Genomic DNA, 16,445 nt, shown 5'->3' with positions numbered 1-16,445 from the left:
AGCGTATGTGTTTGATTAAACAAATTACAATTATAGAGTATTTTTAATTATGTTTATATTAATACTTATTATTTTAGTTAATAAAAGTGTAAGAGTGGGTTTAAAATCACTTTAAAATTTTTTCACTCATTTCTTAAATATGGTTTCTTGAATACCTATACAAAATATTATCTTTAATACCACTTATTTAAGTTTGGTTTAATATCAGTAAGGGTAAAATGCAAGGCGTTAGTCCATTTACATTTACATTTACATTTACATTTACATTTACATTTACATTTACATTTACATTTACATTTACATTTACATTTACATTTACATTTACATTTACATGCAAGTTAAATAATGTAAATCATTGTTAAATGAGGTAATGAAAATAATGTAGATTGCACTATAGTTTTTAATTAGACGATTTATTAAGGAGAACACATGATTAAACGAACCAAATCGTTTGTAGGTCGCTTAAGCTTAGTGGCAATCACTTGCTTAACTATCAGCCATGCAGAAGATGATGGAGGCTTTTTCACCGTTGGTTATGAATTAGGGCAAGTCATGCAAGATGTTAAAAACCCGGGGAAAAGTCAAGCAGATACCTTGACCAATGAGATGAATGCTGCCTATACTAATAATGTTAGTGCCAATCAAGGGGCAAATATCGTTGGTGTGCTTAGTAATACCTTTACGCAGTATTTGTATTCACTCTTAGGGGCGTATCCAGCCAAACAAATTTTGTCTAATGTTGGCGGTCTCAATAATACATCTGACCCTAAATTTATCAATAATATTTTGGGTAGTGGCACTACTCCTGGAACCATTCCTTATCAAATCAATCAGACAAGCACCGGAAATAATCAATACAACACCTCTTATGAGCATGTGTTCCAAGAACTCAGCTATCTTAGTAGTGTAGAATATTTCCTACAAGCTATGAATAATGTTCTTAGCACACAAAGTAGTAGCTATCAAGGTGCTCCAAATAATGACCCAAAAAATCCTAGCTCAGTCTTCTATACTCAATATGTTGATTTCCTTAAAGCGCAGAATCAAGACCTCTATAATGCAGCAAACACTCTAATGGGTGCTATTCTAGCATTAGGTGATTACAATACTGCCAATAATACCCAAGAGCTTACCAACCAACAAATTGCTCAAAATGCTAATCAAGTTATAAGCGCAAGCGAAAAAACCCTAGAGACTTTATCTGATAATGCTCAAAAATTAGTTTCAGGTAGTTCAGCTGCTAGTCAAATAGCGGGCGTAACTTCAGTTATTCAAGCTAGAAGTGCTTCTTTACAAACCACCATGCTCCCTAACGCACTCAATACTTTAAGCACACTTCAAGGCTTAATCAGAAAAGTAGAATCCACCCCCTATCTCCCCCAATTTAGAGCGGGTAATAGCCGACAAACTAATATTATGAATGGTTTTTATACCAAATGGGGATACAAACAATTCTTTGGTAAAAAGCGTAATATTGGTCTAAGATACTATGGATTCTTCTCTTATAATGGAGCTAGTGTAGGCTTTAGAGAGACTTCTAATTCTGTAGGTCTATACACTTATGGGGTAGGCACTGATGTGCTTTATAACATCTTTGAACGCTCTTATCAAAACAAGTCAGTGAATTTTGGTGTCTTTGGTGGGATTCAATTAGCAGGAGAGACCTTTAACTCTTCTTTGAAAAATAGCCAATATGTCAATAAGAAAGATATTCAAAGCACACATTTTCAATTCCTCTTTGATTTAGGCTTTCGTATGAACTTTGGTAAATTAGGTCAAAAGACTAAGCGCCATAGACAACACACTGTAGAAATTGGTGTGCAAGTGCCTACTATCTATAACACCTATTATAAGTCTGCTGGAACTACAGTGAGATACTTCCGTCCTTATAGCGTGTATTGGTCTTATGGGTATTCATTCTAAGAAAGGGGAAAAGAAAGATGAAAATAACAACAACAAAGTTTAACAAGGAAAATTCTGTGAAACATTTTAAAAACAATATCAAATTTTTAGCCCCTTTAAGCCTAGTGCTTTCTTTATCTCTAAGCCCCTTAAGTGCTGAAGAAGATGGAGGCTTTATGACCTTTGGTTATGAATTAGGTCAAGTGGTGCAGAGTGTGAAGAATCCTAATAAATACCAAGCTATGCAAGTGGCTAAGGAGTTGAATAGCACCCTCACTATCAATAGCTCTGTTGATGTTCAAAAATACGAAAATTCATTTGGGGTTGGTAATGGTGATGACATTTATCCTCAACAAGGATTAAATGTCGTAGGGAATTTAGGCAATGCCCTAATGGTTGCTTTAGATAGGGGCAATTTAATATCTCCAACTATCATTTTAACTAGCCCAAGTGGCTCACATCTATTTAATGCGTATAAAAAAATTTCCCAAGCATTAGAAGGTATAGGAAGCCAAACAGACCAAGAATACAACCAAGCCTTTCGTAACCAATACTGCTTTGGTTGGACTACTATGGGGCCTAATAGCTGTGGGGGTAATGGTCTAGTTCAAGAGCTTAATGTCTCTGGTATTGTTAAATCCTACTTTGCCTACATGGCAGAATGGCTAAAGGAATACCCAGATAAATATGCCGCCTTACAAGAACCTAATCTGCAAGCCTTAAAAGAGCTTGGTTATTATGGCACTGGTAATTTGACACTAGGAGGAGTTTTAGACAAAGCCTATTCTAATGCCGTATTAGCAATTGATAATATTACTAATGCCACCTTGCAATTAAACAACTTCAACGCTGCTAATGCAAGCGGAACGCTTAGCACAGCAGAATTTACAGGTCTTGTAGATGGCATTATCTCTACTTCTAGTCAAGCGTTAAAAAACCTAGAAATTGCGTCAATTACTAATGGTAAAATAGGGTTTAACCCCACTAATGCCCAAGCAGTAGGAACAGGTAGGTTTAATGACGGCTCTTTAGGGCAAATGAAAGCGCTCATTACCAACACTCAAAACACCCTTAATGCTGTCGTTCAAGCCAACGATAACCTCAAAGCCCACCCATGGCTAGGGCAATTTGCTGCTGGCAATAGCAAGCAAACTAATGCGATGAGCGGATTTTACACTAAGATTGGTTACAAACAATTCTTTGGTAAGAAAAAAGCCTTTGGTCTAAGATACTATGGATTCTTTTCTTATAATGGAGCAGGTGTAGGTAATGGTGCCAACTATAACACAGTTAATCTACTCACTTATGGTGTAGGAACAGACGCACTCTATAATGTGTTCTCTCGTTCATTTGGTTCTAGAAGTATTGATGCGGGATTCTTTACAGGGATTCAATTAGCTGGAGATAGTTATATCACCTCTTTAGCTAAGAGTGTCCAAGTAGATACTAAAAAGGTTACTGCGACTAAGTTTCAATTCCTCTTTGATGTGGGCATGCGTATGAATTTTGGTATTTTAAAAAAAGATATGAAAAAGCATAACCAACACTCTATTGAAATTGGGGTTCAAATCCCTACTATCTATAACACCTATTATAGTAGTGGTGGCACAGAAGTGAAATACTATCGCCCTTATTCTGTATATTGGGTTTATGGGTATGCGTTCTAATTAACTCTAGCTATTGCTTTCTAAAAACCCCAAAAAAATTCTTTTTTCTTTGGGGGAGACTATAATTACTCTGTGTATCGTTAAATCTCTTTTGATTGCAAAAACTTGTTTTTTAAAAGGCTTACGCCTTGCTTGTTAAGACTATATCAATTTTATAAGCGCTAAAAGCGCTTATTTAAGGGGGACTTAGGACACTCTTCATTGTGTCCTTATCCCCCTTAACAACCCCCAAACACCCGCAAGGCTTATAAAGTTATCGCTTGACTAAAGTCAAGCTCTTTTATATTTTTACTATTAAATCTCTATTGTTGGTTTTTCTGCCAATAAAGTAATTTAAATTTTGCCATCATAAAACCTTAGTATAAAATTTATCTTTAAAGAATAAAGAAAGGGTTTAACCATGCCAAATACAAGATTACCTAAGCGACTTTCTCATTTGATTGATAAGACAGAGCAAGAACTCCAAAAGATACAAAATAACCTTATGGATTTTAAAAAAAATGGTCTCCATAGAATTAGAACAAAAGACCCTAGCTTGAATGACAAACTAGATGAACTCACCAAACTTTTACAAGAAATCAACCTTACTCTTAATCAAAAAAAGGCTACCGATTGTTGCAAGGGGCATGAAAACCCAAACCTTAAAACACAGCAAGCTATGAGAGATATTTTAATGGGTAAAAATGTAGAAATCATTGAAAATTACTCCCAATTTAGCGATGAAGTAAAAAAAGGAAGTGAATACTAAAAAATTAAGCACCACAGCTTTTATAAAAAGGATTTAAAAAAGTTGATTAAAAATGGTTTTGATGATAGCGTTTTGAATGAAGTTATTACTACTTTAAGAAAGAAAGAACCACTAAAAAACCACAATTTAAAGACCACGAATTAAAAGGGGCATGGAAACCTTTTAGAGAGTGTCATATAAAAACTGACATTTTACTTGTCTATCTAGTGAAAGATGATGAGCTTATTTTAGTAAGGCTTGGTAGCCATAGTGAATTATCTTAAAAAGCTTAAAAACAAGCCTTAAAAAGCCTAAAAATTAAGACTGATGAGCTAACGCTTGAATATTTAGCTGAAACTAGAGTTTACTAGAATTGAGAAAAAAACTTATCTAAGAATAACTATCCCTTAAAATAAATACTAAAAATCAATGTTTCAAAATTTAGAAAGTTTAACTATCACTCTAAAATATCTATTTTAATAGAATACGCCAAGAAATCAATATTTCAAAATTTTAAAAAAGTTTTAAATATCATTCTCAATTATCTACTTTAATGGGACACGCTAAGAAGTGTGAGAGCATGAACTAAAAATAAGTTTTTTGTAGCATTTTTTAAGCGAGCGTTATCAATCCTTTGTTTTTTAACCAAGTTTGATTGTTTAATATTTTTGGAATTGTGCTTGTGGGGTTAAAAATCTTTTAAGGTAGGGGGGGGTTATACTCGCTTGATAGGCTTATAAGAAATCTAAACTTGTCATTTAAGAAATCTAAATTTTTAACAACTCAAAAAATTCCAAATTTTTGTAACAATCTAAAAATCCTAAATTCGTAATCTAAGAAAATATAAATTTGCAATCATCTAAAGTGAAAAATTTGCAATAATCTAAAAATCCTAAAATCGTAATAACCCAAAATGACTGGGGTTATTACTCTAACTTATTTTTTAAGAGTGTTTTACATGCCTACAGGGATTTTAATATCGCCATAATTGACAGACTCTTTGAAAATGTTATCAATCTTAGAAATAAGGATTTTAATACTTTGGTCTTCTAAGGGTAATTTATGTAACCCTTGGGTTAAAATATCCTTATCAAATGATTGGGCTCTAACAAGCGCAAAAACCTCTTCATTATTAGGGTTAATATAAATTCCTAAGCGATTGACATTGGTTAAGCTATCATATATGGGCTGTATCATTTTGTCAAAAAGCTCATTGGTAAGCTTTTGCTTAATCTTGTTATCTTTAGAAATATAGGACTGCTTGAGCTTATGCACGATGTTTTGAGCCACTCTAATAGTAGCACGCTTGGTGGCAATCTTTTCTATTTCTTCGGTTTTTTTGCCATCTACAATATGCGAGCTATCCACCCCTTGTGTAACATACTGGCTACGATTTTGTAGCATCCAATAAGGCACATTTTCTAAAAATGAATTTTTTTGCGAAGTGTTAGGGCATGTGCAAGCTTGCAATACTAATAATCCAACCCCACATAAAAGCGCTTGTTTGACATATGACTTATTTTTAAGATAGTTTCTCATTATTGCCACCTTTTAATTTGAAAATATTTATCTAGTGTAACATAATGTTTAAGTATTTGAGTAGCTAGAAGTGTGAAATGGGGATTTTTAGGATTGGGGTGGGTGGGTATTCACACACTAGGCATAGAGTAAGCCGGGTTCTGTCAATGGATGGTCATTTATCTAGGAGATATTTTGCAATATTTCTCAAGCGAAGCACGCACTAATCTTAGACTTACCATGCACTTCTTGCTACGAATTGGGTTTACCATACAAGCTAAATTGCTTTAGCTTTGGTGGGCTCTTACCCCACCCTTTCACCCTTACCTTAAAAAGGCGGTTTGCTTTCTGTGGCACTTTCCCTTAGCTTACGCTAGCCATTAGTTAAATGGAATCCTGTCTAATGTAGCCCGGACTTTCCTCTATTAAAAAATAGCGACCATCTTCTATACCTAGCTTTATTATCTTAGATTAAAATGGCTTTAAAAGAGTTTAATGCCTTAAAAATTTGATAATTCATAGAGCATGTTTTGATTCTCTTCATAGCTTGTTACAACAAGAGTGTTATCTCTAAAGCTTGCTGAAGTAATGTTTTTAATCTCTTTTGGTAAGCCATAAACTTCAATGATTTCTTCTGTTTTTGGGTCTATGATTAAAAGAGTGTTAAATTCCTTACTGATAGCATAAAGCTTATTATCTTTTAAAGCTAACGCACTTATATGCAACTCGCCTAATTTTCTCTTTTCTTTTAGTTTTATATCGCCAAGTTCAGGGACAAACTCCGCATGCACCTGTTTATCGCTATTAAGCATAGAGATAATAACTAAATCATTATAACGCTTGTTAGGTATGGTAACTAAATAAGTATCCTTATCCCCACGCCTCGCACTGCCAATATAATAATTTTTTGCCCTAGAAGTTTTTAAGCGATTGCGTTCCACTTCATCAAAAGAGTTAGCCCCCTCTAAAAAATAAGGGTAATTTTTAAGGGCGTTAGCGTTTTTATTAGGCGTGATTTCTACGCTCGTTTTATTATTGCCCATAATCACAATATTTTCATCTTCGTTAAAATCCGCTCCCACAAACGAACCCACCGTAGCACTATAATAACTATCCAAAACCATATGGCTATGAATGGTTTTCAAATCGTTACTCACAAGATAGAGACCTTGGTTTTCTGTAATAAGGATTGCATTTTCTTCGTTAAAATTTAAATCAGTAATCGCTCCATTAAGCTTCAAAGAAAGCACTTCTTTTTTTTCAGTCTCTAAAGTTTTGGTGATTTCTAAAGGCGAATGTTGATAATCATTGTCTTTAGGTAAGGCACTTAACTTAGTAGGCTTGCCCACATCTCTTCTGCCTAAAACACTTCGTGGGAATTTCAAATCGCCCCAATTCTCCATAGACCAAACAGCCTCTTTTAAATTCCAAGAAAAACGCACCGGGTCACTTTGCCCTATATAAGGAAAAGGTCCTGTAGAAAAAAACGCTTGAATTACATTAGAGCCTACGACTACAAAGAAAACCCAAAAAGCGCTTTTATTGAGCGTATTTAAGGAGCGTTCTTTAAAATTTTGAATGCTAGGGGCAAAAAAGAGCATGAGACTCAAAAGCACTACTACGCTAAAAAAGACAAAAAACGCCCAAAATTGTGTGTGTAAGCCAAAAATCGCTAACGCAAAGCCTTGCCCCACATCTTCTAAAGCATGACTACCGGTATGATAAAAACTCTCATATAGCCCACTGCTAGCAATGAGTAGTAGCAAGGCGATGTATTTAGGCTTAAACCCAAAACGCACCACTAAAAGCGCTACAGCCCCTATAAAAATCATGTTCATGCGTTGTGCCCAGCAAAAAATACAGGGCGAATCTTTTAAAACATAGCCAAAATAGAAATTCGCTAAACCCACAGGAAAAATCAAAATCCCTAAAATGGCTAAAGAAAAAAGGGTGTAAAATTTATTTGAATGATTTTCTTGCATTATTATTTCCTTATAAATTAATGTTGGGTAATACACTAGAGCTATGAGCGATAAAGATAGTTAATTCTACAAGCCATACAACAATTAAAATCCCAAAGGCAAAATTTTCTCTTTTAGGGTTCTTATAAGCCCAAAAAATCGCAATAAGCGTTAAAAGTAGTCCTAAAAATTCCATATAATTCCTTGATTGATATTTATCACTAACCTTTTAAAAAGGCGCTTAAGTGAGACGCAATCATACCTAAAATCGTTTAAAATTATAAAATTATCTTTAAGATAATGGCTTGATAAAATGTGTTACAATGCATAGCTAATACTCCATTTAATTTACTTAAGGTTTAATATGCGTGTTTTTATTATCCATCTAAGCGAACAAACTTGTATAGATTTTCATTTGCAAGAAACTAACATTGAGCCTTTAAAAACAAGCTTAGAAACTCAAAAAATTTCTTATGAAGTTTTTCAAGCCATTTATTCTAAAACTCTGCAAAATAAATTAAATCCTTTAATCTTAGAGCATACGCACCCCTCTTTTGTCCTTGATAATGTGCTAGAGCTGTATTTAAAAGATAGAGCTTATTCTAAAAATGTGTTAAAAGATTTTTTTTATGCATTAATGCATTGTGGGAAGAGAATGAATTTAGGCGAGCTTGGGTGCTATGCGAGCCATTATTTGTTATGGCAAAAATGTGTGGAGCTTAATGAGCCTATTTGTGTGTTAGAAGATGATGTGAAAATAGGGGGGGGGTGCTTTAAAGAAAAATTAGATTTTTGTCAAAAACATATAAATAAATTAGGTTATATTCGCTTAATGCATTTAGAATTTGAGCCGGTTTTAAAGCGTGCTACTTCTATAAAAGGAATATCTAAAATCTTACATTTTAAAGATGGCATTGGCACTCAAGGCTATGTGATTAGCCCCAAAATGGCTCAAAAGCTATTGAAATATAGCGCTAAAAAATGGGTCATGCCTGTGGATAATATTATGGATAGGTATTACTTGCATGGGGTAAAAAACTATGTGTTAGAGCCTTTTGCCATTAGTGAAGATGAAACATTGAGCGAATATTCTAATGTGCAACAAAAAATAATCCCTAAAAAATTGTCTGTGGAAATTAGAATAGGAAAATTCTTACATAAAGCTGTGATAAAGGTGTTTAATAAGATTGTTAGTATTATCTTTAGAAATTAATCGTCTATTTGAATTCAAGTTTAAAGGTTGGATTTAAACAATCTTTTGGTAAGGTAATCGTTTGAGAAAGAATCTTATAATGGTAACAATTTTCATCTTCAAAGAGAGGTTTGGCAAGCAAACGATTTGAAAAGGGTAAACTTTTTTGATTGGCATTGAGAATCCCCTTGTTTAAAAAGAGAAAGGTTTGTGCAAGCTTAGTTATTTCGCTCAAATTATGACTTACTAAAATCACGCTTAAATTTTCACGCTTAATAAATTCAAGCAATCCAAGTTCTATTTCGGTTTTTAGGGCATTGTCTAGGGCATTCAAAGGCTCATCTAAAAGTAGTAAATTTTTCGCACCTATTAAAGCTCTTGCTAAAGCGACTCGTTGGGCTTGTCCGCCAGAGAGTTGGGAAATTTTTTGTTTGCTTAGATTTTCTAAACGCATTAAGTGCAATACTTCATTGATTTTGTTTTTGTCTTTAGGATTAGCAAAGGCGATGTTTTGATAGACATTTAAATGTGGGAATAGGGCGTAATCTTGAAACACAAAGCCGATTTTTCTATTCTGTGGTTTTAAAAAAATCTTTTTTTGAGTGTCTAACCATATGGAATGATTGACTTCAATATAGCCTTCATCTACCCTTTCAAGCCCGGCTAACACCCTTAAAATCGTGCTTTTACCTGCCCCTGATTCCCCACATAAAGCTACAATCTCTTTTTCTTCAATTTCTAGGTCTATATCTAAAACAAATTTACCCCTAGCCCCTAAAAGGGGTTTTTTAAATCGTGCTTTTATCATAAAAACGAGCTTTGTTTTTTATTCAAAAATAGAGTGATAAATAACAAGCTAAAACTTATAAGCGTAAGCGTTAAGGCGTATTGATGGGCTTTAGCATAATTAAGAGCTTCTGCTTCATTAAAAATCGCAATGCTAGCCACTCTTGTCTCACCTAGTATATCACCCCCAAGCATCATTACTACGCCAAATTCCCCTATGGTGTGCGTGAAAGTTGTAATAATAGCAATCAATAGACTAGGCTTGATATTAGGAAGTAGGACAAAAAAAAGGGTGTAACACTCCCCTTTACCCAAGCTATAACTCGCTTCTTTTAAAGAAGGGGGTAAGGAAATTAACGCACTTTTAATAGGGCTTACCATAAAGGGTAAGGAAAAAATCACGCTTCCTATAACAAGCCCTTGAAAGCTAAAAGCTAGTTTTAAATTCAAAGTATCTTGTAAAAACGCCCCTAAGAACGAGTTGGGCGAGAAGGCTAAAAGAAGATAAAATCCCAAAACGCTTGGGGGCAAGACTAAAGGCATATACACAAGCGTTTCTACTAAACTAGTTAAAAGATTGCGTTTAAGACTTAAAAAATAGCCTAAGAAAATGCCTATAGGAAGTAAAATAAGAGTGGTAATCAAAGCTAAAGAAAAGCTCAAACGCATGGTAATTAAAAATTCATTATCCACTCTTTATAAAACCCTTTCTTTGTTTGTTTTAATCTACAATGTAGCCGTATTCTTTAAAGATAGCTTGAGCCTTAGGGCTAAATAAGAAGTCTTTAAAAACTTTGGCTAAAGGGTTATTAACCCCATGCTTGGTAATGATTAGGGCTTGTTCAATAGGGGTATAAAGGGCTTTATCAATAATGAAATAAGAGAGATTTTTATCCTTTTTATCTATTAAAGATAGCGCTCCAAAGCCTATTTGAGTGTTATTAGTGAGAACAAATTGATGCGCTTGTGAAACAGAAGTGCCATAAATGATTTTAGATTGAAGGCTTGTTGTGAGTTTTAAATGCTCTAAGACTTCTAGGCTCGCTTTTCCATAGGGGGCTAAATTAGGATTAGCCATAGCAATATGCTTAATCTTAGGGTCTTTAAGAATCTCTAAAGAATTAATTTTAAGATTCTTGCTCCATAACACTAATACCCCTTTAGCATAAACTTCGGCTTTAAAGGGAGTTAATTTTTCATCATAAAGCTTTTTAGGTCTAGCAACATCTGCTGAGATAAATAAATCAAAAGGGGCGTTTTGAGCAATTTGAGTGTAAAGCTTTCCTGAAGAGCCAAAGCTAGTGCTGATATTTGTGCTTGGGTGTTCTTTTTGAAACTCTTTAATAAGGGCTTTTAAAGCATGCGTAAGATTAGCGGCGGCGGCGATTTTTAAATCTTGTGCTAAGAGTGTGTTTATAAAACAAAATAATATAAGGGCTATAATTTTTTTTAGCATAAGAAAAATCCTTGTTTAAAATCTGATTTTTTAGTTCTAGTTGATTTTACTTTAAAAAAGCGAATTTTAGCCTAAAACCATAAGCCTTATTAAAACATGCTATATTTCTTGTTTTTATAATCAAAGTTTTGAATTTTTAGGAGTTATATGTTTTTAAAACGAGTTCAAGAGGCTTTAGAGGCCTTTAAAAATGGCGAAATGATAATTGTAATGGACGATGAAGATAGGGAAAATGAGGGCGATTTAGTTCTAGCTGGGATTTTCTCTACTCCAGAAAAAATTAATTTTATGGCTACGCATGCAAGGGGGCTAATCTGTGTGTCTTTAACCAAAGAAATCGCACAAAAATTTGAATTACCCCCTATGGTTAGCGTGAATGATTCTAATCATGAGACCGCTTTCACGGTTTCTATTGATGCTAAAGTTGCAAAAACGGGGATTTCTGCTTTTGAAAGGCATTTAACGATTGATTTATTATGTAAAGACACCACAAAGCCTAGCGATTTTGTGCGCCCGGGGCATATCTTTCCTTTGATTGCTAAAGATGGTGGGGTCTTAGCACGCACAGGTCATACAGAGGCAAGCGTGGATTTGTGTAAACTTAGTGGGTTAAAACCTGTAAGTGTGATTTGTGAAATTATGAAAGAAGATGGCTCTATGGCTAGAAGGGGCGATAAGTTCTTAGGCGATTTTGCCTCTAAGCATAATCTAAAAACCCTTTATGTCTCTGATTTGATTAGTTATCGCTTGCAAAATGAAAACTTACTTCAAATACTTGAAAGTAAAGAAAAGGAATTTTTAAATCATAAAACTAAGTATTATGCCTTTTTAGACCATCAAAAAAAGAGTCATTATGCGTTTAAATTTGAAGGCTCAAAGCCTAATGATTTAGCGCCTTTAGTGCGCTTTCATCTTATCAAAGAAGATTATGAGTTTTTAAGTTCAAATGCTTACGAATCCTTTCTTAGGGTTTTAGAGAGGTTAAAATTAGAGGGGGGGTATTTGATTTTTATGCATGCACAAACTAAAGAAAGCAGTGTGATTAAAGATTTTGGTATTGGGGCTTTAATCCTAAAAAGCCTTAAGATAGAGAGTTTTAGATTGCTTAGTTCTTCTGAAGATAAGGAATATAAAGCTTTAAGTGGTTTTGGGCTTAAGCTTGTAGAAACGATTAATTTTTAAGTTTTAGGAGTTTTAAAAGTCTCTAGTTTGGATATAATACATTCTTTTTAACTCATCTAAACAAGAGAATAATATCAGTCAATTAAGGTGTATGTCAGATTTGCTTAAAATGTTGCAAAGATTATGGATAATTTATATTATTTTTTTGCTTTTAAGCCTTAATGTAGAGGCAAAAAGCACAAAACTTGAAGAATCACTCAAGCACCATTCCAAAAATCTTGCTTGGCAACATTTTAAAGAAAGGTTTAAGAAGAGTAACACGCTTTATTATACCCCTAGTAGTCGTTGGAAGTATCTAGGCACAAGCGCTGGAATTTTAGGAATCTCGTTGGTTATAGGTATTGTTGGGTTATACCTTATGCCAGAGAGTGTAACTAATTGGGATAAGCAACATTTTGGCGTGAAAAGTTGGTTTGAAGATGTGCGTATGGGGCCTAGATTAGATAATGATAGTTTTATTTTTAATGAAGTTTTACACCCTTATTTTGGCGCTATGTATTATATGCAACCCCGCATGGCAGGCTTTAGTTGGATGGCTTCGGCATTGTTTTCTTTTGTGATGTCAACGGCATTTTGGGAGTATGGCTTAGAGGCATTTGTAGAAATTCCTAGTTGGCAGGATTTAATCATTACACCATTATTGGGTTCATTGCTTGGAGAGGGGTTTTATCAGCTCACACGCCGTATTCAAAATAATGGTGGGAAGTTGTTTGGCTCATTATTTTTGGGGCGTTTAGTGATTGCTTTAATGGACCCTATAGGTTTTATTATTAGGGATTTAGGCTTAGGAGAGGCTTTAGGGATTTATAATAAAAATGAATGGCATTCAAGTCTTTCGCCAAGTGGTTTGAATATAACTTATAAATTTTGATATTTTGAGATTGGGTTTTTTGAAAAAATAAAAATAAAAAGATAAGAATAGTTTGAAAAATTACTTTTTAACGCTATAGTTGGAGTATTTGAAAAAGAGCTTAATTCTATTACATTTAGAGGAGCATTTCTTTTGCAACATTTAGAAGTTTCTAACAAGGCTAAATTACCCACGCAATTTGGGGAATTTTACATGCAATCTTTTAGGGAAAAAGATTCTAATGGCACTAAAGACCATTTAGTAATTTTTACACCTGAGTTTTCAGATATTCCTTTGGTGCGATTACATTCAGAATGCTTAACCGGCGATGCTTTAGGTTCGCAAAAATGCGATTGTGGGGGGGAATTGCAAATGGCAATGGAAAGGATTATTAGTTCTAAAGAGGGGGGGCTAGTGATTTATCTGCGTCAAGAGGGTCGTGGTATAGGGCTTTTCAATAAGGTTAATGCCTACGCCTTGCAAGATAAGGGCTATGATACAATTCAAGCTAACGAGATGATGGGGTTTAGAGATGATGAGAGGGATTATAGCATTGTAGGGGAGATTTTAGAATACTATCACATTAAAAAAATGCGCTTATTAACCAATAACCCTAAAAAAATCATAGCCCTAGAAAAATACGCTGAGATTGAAAGAGAAAGTTTGATTATATGTGCTAACGAACACAACAAAAAATATTTAGAAGTTAAAAAGCTAAAAATGGGGCATTTATTATGAAAACTTACCCCACTTTAATTGGTTTTGAAGAGGCTTTAAGGATTGTTAGGCAAGCGCATATTACGCCCTTAGGGAAAGAAAAAGTTGTTTTTTCTCAAGCCCTTAATAGAACCTTAGCTACAGATATTGTAGCGCCATTTGATAACCCTAAATATGATGTTTCAAGCATGGACGCTTATGCGTTTTCTAGCAAAGACACTCAGATTTTAATCACAGAGGGCTTAGAATTATTTCCTAGTGATAATCCGGTAGAAAACTCTACAGAATTGGCGCTAAAAAAGGGCTGTGCCATTAAGACTTTTACTGGGGCAAGAATGCCAAAAAATAGCGATTCGCTTTTAATTGTAGAGCATGCTGAAATAAGAGATAACAAGCTTTTTTTAAAAGAGGGCATAAACTTGCCAAAGCCCAATGATTTTGTGCGTAAAATGGGGCAAAATTATTTTCAAAACGATAAATTATTTGCTAAAGGGCAAGAAATTTCAGCCTATGGCATAGGGCTTTTAGCAAGCCTTAATCAAGTGTTTGTTGAAGTGATGAAAAAACCACGAGTGGCAATTTTAAGCACCGGAAATGAGCTTGTTGAAGTAGGGGCTGAAACACAAAATCCAAATGCTATAAGAAGTTCAAATAATCATCTTTTAAAAGCTCTTGTAGAGAGCATGGGGGGTATTGGTGTGTTATATGAGCTTATGGGCGATGATTTAAGCGCTATCAAAAAAAGTATGCAAGAGGCATTGCTAGAAAATGACATGCTTATTACTACAGGAGGTATGAGCATGGGGGATTATGATTTTGTGCAAGTGGCTTTAGAAGAAATGTGTGAAATGCAGTTTAAAAAAGCACGCATTAAACCCGGAAAGCCCATAGCCTTTGCTCTATATAAGCACTACAATATCACTAAGCCTATTTTGGCTTTGCCCGGAAACCCTGATGCCTCTTTAATGACTTTTTATTTATTTGGAAAAATCCTTTTCAATCACTTGCTTAATAGGGGCAATCAAGAAGATTTACCCATAATGCAAGCCATTTTAGAAGATGAAATTATGCGTAAAGACACTCGTTTAGAATTTCGTTTCTGCTCTTTAAAACTTAAAGAAGGCGCATGGCATGCAAGTTTAGAGCCTGTAGTTTATAGAAATCCTAAAGAACATGGCGTCATTTTATTAGATGAAGAAGTATTGCATTTTCAAAAAGGAAGTGTTGTTAAAGTAATGCGTCTAGCAGATTTAGTCTAAAAGTTTAAGGTTAGAGTTATGATAGAAGTGCGATTTTTTGGGCCTATAAAAGAAGAAAATTTTTTAGTCCAAGCGAGCAATTTAAAGGAATTAAGAGCGATTTTACAAGAAAAAGAGAGCGTGAAAGAGTGGCTAAGCGTGTGTGCTATAGCGCTTAATGATAAATTGATAGATGATTTAGACACGCCCTTAAAAGATGGCGATGTCATTAGCTTGTTACCGCCGGTTTGTGGGGGCTAGAATGCTAGAAATTTTTCAAGGAGCATTAGATACTTCTAAGCTTTTGAATCAATACCAACAAGAGGCAAATTTAAAAAACTTTGGAGCATTTTGCGTGTTTGTTGGTATTGTAAGAGAGGAGAATAACATTCAAGGCTTGAGCTTTGATATTTACGAGGCGCTTTTAAAAGCGTGGTTTGAAAATTGGCAAATTAAAGCCAAAAATTTAGGCGTAATGCTAAAAATGGCACATAGCAATGGCGATGTTTTAGTAGGGCAAAGCTCGTTTTTATGCGTTTTAATGGGGAAAAATAGAAAAAATGCCTTAGAATTATACGAAAATTTTATTGAAGATTTTAAGCATAACGCCCCCATTTGGAAATACGATTTAATCAATAATGAACGCATTTATGCCAAAGAAAGAAGTTTTCCCTTAAAAGGAAGTGGGCTTTTAGCTTAAAAAAAAGGAGTTAGTATGCAAATTATTCATATAGGCGTTTTAAGTGCGAGCGATAGGGCATCAAAAGGGATTTATGAAGATATTAGCGGTAAAGCAATACAAGAAGTGTTGAGCGAATATTTGCTCAATCCCTTAGAATTTCATTATGAAGTCTTAGCTGATGAGCAAGATTTGATTGAAAAAGCACTCATTAAAATGTGTGATGAATATCAATGCGATTTGGTTGTTACAACCGGTGGCACAGGTCCTGCCTTAAGAGATGTAACCCCAGAGGCTACAGAAAAAGTGTGTCAAAAAATGCTCCCCGGATTTGGAGAGCTTATGCGCACAGCAAGTTTAAAATATGTGCCTACAGCGATTTTATCACGCCAAAGTGCTGGCATTAGAAATAAAAGCTTAATAGTGAATTTACCCGGTAAGCCAAAAAGCATTAGAGAGTGCTTAGAGGCGGTTTTCCCAGCTATTCCTTATTGTGTGGATTTGATTTTAGGGCGTTATATGGAAGTGAATGAAAAAAATATTCAAGCCTTTCGTCCCAAACAATCTTAA

17 protein-coding genes, 1 other RNA gene and 1 pseudogene are annotated in these 16,445 nt (G+C 34.6%); 12 read left to right on the top strand and 7 right to left on the bottom strand.

Annotation, left to right across the window (positions count from 1 at the left end):
* The first annotated feature begins 429 nt into the window (after positions 1-429).
* The 4 genes and pseudogenes from HCW_RS05975 (at position 430) to HCW_RS05960 (ending at position 4,580) form a co-directional block, all read left to right on the top strand.
* Positions 430-1,923: an outer membrane protein gene (locus tag HCW_RS05975; protein ID WP_014661328.1), complete on the top strand. Its 1,494-nt coding sequence runs from the start codon at positions 430-432 to the stop codon at positions 1,921-1,923.
* A 17-nt stretch (positions 1,924-1,940) separates the two neighbouring features.
* Entirely contained in the window at positions 1,941-3,569 is a 1,629-nt protein-coding gene (locus tag HCW_RS05970) for an outer membrane protein (RefSeq protein WP_014661327.1), read from the top strand.
* Positions 3,570-3,969: 400 nt separating this feature from the next.
* A complete protein-coding gene (locus HCW_RS05965; protein ID WP_014661027.1) occupies positions 3,970-4,317 on the top strand; it encodes a hypothetical protein in 348 nt (115 codons plus the stop codon).
* 42 nt (positions 4,318-4,359) lie between these two features.
* A pseudogene (locus HCW_RS05960) lies at positions 4,360-4,580 on the top strand (type II toxin-antitoxin system YafQ family toxin).
* 670 nt (positions 4,581-5,250) lie between these two features.
* Here HCW_RS05960 and HCW_RS05955 read toward each other — a convergent pair.
* From HCW_RS05955 to HCW_RS09470, 4 genes are all read right to left on the bottom strand, one after another.
* The gene (locus HCW_RS05955) at positions 5,251-5,835 is read right to left on the bottom strand and encodes a tumor necrosis factor alpha-inducing protein (protein ID WP_014661326.1); all 585 of its coding nucleotides are present in this window, start codon (positions 5,833-5,835) and stop codon (positions 5,251-5,253) included.
* Positions 5,836-5,949: 114 nt separating this feature from the next.
* Positions 5,950-6,269: RNase P RNA component class A (gene rnpB, locus HCW_RS09185), an RNA gene on the bottom strand.
* A 45-nt stretch (positions 6,270-6,314) separates the two neighbouring features.
* Positions 6,315-7,796, bottom strand: a complete 1,482-nt coding sequence (locus HCW_RS05950) for a disulfide bond formation protein B (protein WP_014661325.1) — start codon at positions 7,794-7,796, stop codon at positions 6,315-6,317.
* Between the two features lie 10 nt (positions 7,797-7,806).
* Positions 7,807-7,971 carry a hypothetical protein gene (locus HCW_RS09470; RefSeq protein WP_014661324.1) on the bottom strand — a complete coding sequence of 55 codons (165 nt, stop codon included), beginning with the start codon at positions 7,969-7,971 and terminating at the stop codon, positions 7,807-7,809.
* Positions 7,972-8,139: 168 nt separating this feature from the next.
* Between HCW_RS09470 and HCW_RS05945 the strand changes: the two genes are divergently transcribed.
* Entirely contained in the window at positions 8,140-8,988 is an 849-nt protein-coding gene (locus HCW_RS05945; protein WP_014661323.1) for a glycosyltransferase family 25 protein, read from the top strand.
* 4 nt (positions 8,989-8,992) lie between these two features.
* On the opposite strand, the gene HCW_RS05940 is transcribed toward HCW_RS05945, so the two are convergent.
* From HCW_RS05940 to modA, 3 genes are read right to left on the bottom strand one after another with little or no spacing between them, the layout of a single operon-like run.
* Positions 8,993-9,775, bottom strand: a complete 783-nt coding sequence (locus HCW_RS05940) for an ATP-binding cassette domain-containing protein (protein WP_014661322.1) — start codon at positions 9,773-9,775, stop codon at positions 8,993-8,995.
* Entirely contained in the window at positions 9,772-10,446 is a 675-nt protein-coding gene (gene modB, locus HCW_RS05935; protein ID WP_014661321.1) for a molybdate ABC transporter permease subunit, read from the bottom strand. Before modB ends, HCW_RS05940 begins: the two co-directional genes overlap by 4 nt.
* A gap of 28 nt (positions 10,447-10,474) precedes the next feature.
* Positions 10,475-11,209 (bottom strand): molybdate ABC transporter substrate-binding protein, encoded by a 735-nt coding sequence (gene modA, locus HCW_RS05930; RefSeq protein ID WP_014661320.1) that lies wholly within the window; start codon positions 11,207-11,209, stop codon positions 10,475-10,477.
* A gap of 147 nt (positions 11,210-11,356) precedes the next feature.
* Between modA and HCW_RS05925 the strand changes: the two genes are divergently transcribed.
* From HCW_RS05925 to mog, 7 genes are all read left to right on the top strand, one after another.
* Positions 11,357-12,391, top strand: coding sequence for a bifunctional 3,4-dihydroxy-2-butanone 4-phosphate synthase/GTP cyclohydrolase II (locus tag HCW_RS05925; protein WP_014661319.1), 1,035 nt, complete (start codon positions 11,357-11,359; stop codon positions 12,389-12,391).
* A 91-nt stretch (positions 12,392-12,482) separates the two neighbouring features.
* Entirely contained in the window at positions 12,483-13,262 is a 780-nt protein-coding gene (locus tag HCW_RS05920) for a DUF3943 domain-containing protein (RefSeq protein ID WP_014661318.1), read from the top strand.
* Between the two features lie 132 nt (positions 13,263-13,394).
* Positions 13,395-13,979 carry a GTP cyclohydrolase II gene (gene ribA / locus HCW_RS05915; protein WP_014661317.1) on the top strand — a complete coding sequence of 195 codons (585 nt, stop codon included), beginning with the start codon at positions 13,395-13,397 and terminating at the stop codon, positions 13,977-13,979.
* The gene (locus HCW_RS05910; RefSeq protein WP_014661316.1) at positions 13,976-15,217 is read left to right on the top strand and encodes a molybdopterin molybdotransferase MoeA; all 1,242 of its coding nucleotides are present in this window, start codon (positions 13,976-13,978) and stop codon (positions 15,215-15,217) included. The genes ribA and HCW_RS05910 overlap by 4 nt, the downstream gene beginning before the upstream one ends.
* An 18-nt stretch (positions 15,218-15,235) precedes the next feature.
* Positions 15,236-15,457 carry a MoaD/ThiS family protein gene (locus tag HCW_RS05905; RefSeq protein ID WP_014661315.1) on the top strand — a complete coding sequence of 74 codons (222 nt, stop codon included), beginning with the start codon at positions 15,236-15,238 and terminating at the stop codon, positions 15,455-15,457.
* Position 15,458: 1 nt separating this feature from the next.
* Positions 15,459-15,896: a molybdopterin synthase catalytic subunit gene (locus HCW_RS05900; RefSeq protein WP_014661314.1), complete on the top strand. Its 438-nt coding sequence runs from the start codon at positions 15,459-15,461 to the stop codon at positions 15,894-15,896.
* Positions 15,897-15,911: 15 nt separating this feature from the next.
* Positions 15,912-16,445: a molybdopterin adenylyltransferase gene (gene mog / locus HCW_RS05895; RefSeq protein ID WP_014661313.1), complete on the top strand. Its 534-nt coding sequence runs from the start codon at positions 15,912-15,914 to the stop codon at positions 16,443-16,445.

The organism is Helicobacter cetorum MIT 00-7128, from assembly GCF_000259255.1.
GTDB lineage: Bacteria > Campylobacterota > Campylobacteria > Campylobacterales > Helicobacteraceae > Helicobacter > Helicobacter cetorum_B.
The sequence above is the reverse complement of the archived record's forward strand: the minus strand, read 5'-3'. Positions and strand labels throughout refer to the sequence as shown.

Bases quoted from the DNA above. Each gene is read 5' to 3' on its own strand.
- HCW_RS05925 (WP_014661319.1), top strand. From the start codon at position 11,357: ATGTTTTTAAAACGAGTTCAAGAGGCTTTAGAGGCCTTTAAAAATGGC.
- HCW_RS05900 (WP_014661314.1), top strand. From the start codon at position 15,459: ATGCTAGAAATTTTTCAAGGAGCATTAGATACTTCTAAGCTTTTGAAT.
- HCW_RS05920 (WP_014661318.1), top strand. From the start codon at position 12,483: ATGTCAGATTTGCTTAAAATGTTGCAAAGATTATGGATAATTTATATT.
- HCW_RS05965 (WP_014661027.1), top strand. From the start codon at position 3,970: ATGCCAAATACAAGATTACCTAAGCGACTTTCTCATTTGATTGATAAG.
- HCW_RS05955 (WP_014661326.1), bottom strand. From the start codon at position 5,835: ATGAGAAACTATCTTAAAAATAAGTCATATGTCAAACAAGCGCTTTTA.
- HCW_RS05945 (WP_014661323.1), top strand. From the start codon at position 8,140: ATGCGTGTTTTTATTATCCATCTAAGCGAACAAACTTGTATAGATTTT.
- HCW_RS05940 (WP_014661322.1), bottom strand. From the start codon at position 9,775: ATGATAAAAGCACGATTTAAAAAACCCCTTTTAGGGGCTAGGGGTAAA.
- HCW_RS09470 (WP_014661324.1), bottom strand. From the start codon at position 7,971: ATGGAATTTTTAGGACTACTTTTAACGCTTATTGCGATTTTTTGGGCT.
- mog (WP_014661313.1), top strand. From the start codon at position 15,912: ATGCAAATTATTCATATAGGCGTTTTAAGTGCGAGCGATAGGGCATCA.
- HCW_RS05905 (WP_014661315.1), top strand. From the start codon at position 15,236: ATGATAGAAGTGCGATTTTTTGGGCCTATAAAAGAAGAAAATTTTTTA.
- HCW_RS05950 (WP_014661325.1), bottom strand. From the start codon at position 7,796: ATGCAAGAAAATCATTCAAATAAATTTTACACCCTTTTTTCTTTAGCC.
- HCW_RS05970 (WP_014661327.1), top strand. From the start codon at position 1,941: ATGAAAATAACAACAACAAAGTTTAACAAGGAAAATTCTGTGAAACAT.
- HCW_RS05975 (WP_014661328.1), top strand. From the start codon at position 430: ATGATTAAACGAACCAAATCGTTTGTAGGTCGCTTAAGCTTAGTGGCA.
- HCW_RS05910 (WP_014661316.1), top strand. From the start codon at position 13,976: ATGAAAACTTACCCCACTTTAATTGGTTTTGAAGAGGCTTTAAGGATT.
- modA (WP_014661320.1), bottom strand. From the start codon at position 11,209: ATGCTAAAAAAAATTATAGCCCTTATATTATTTTGTTTTATAAACACA.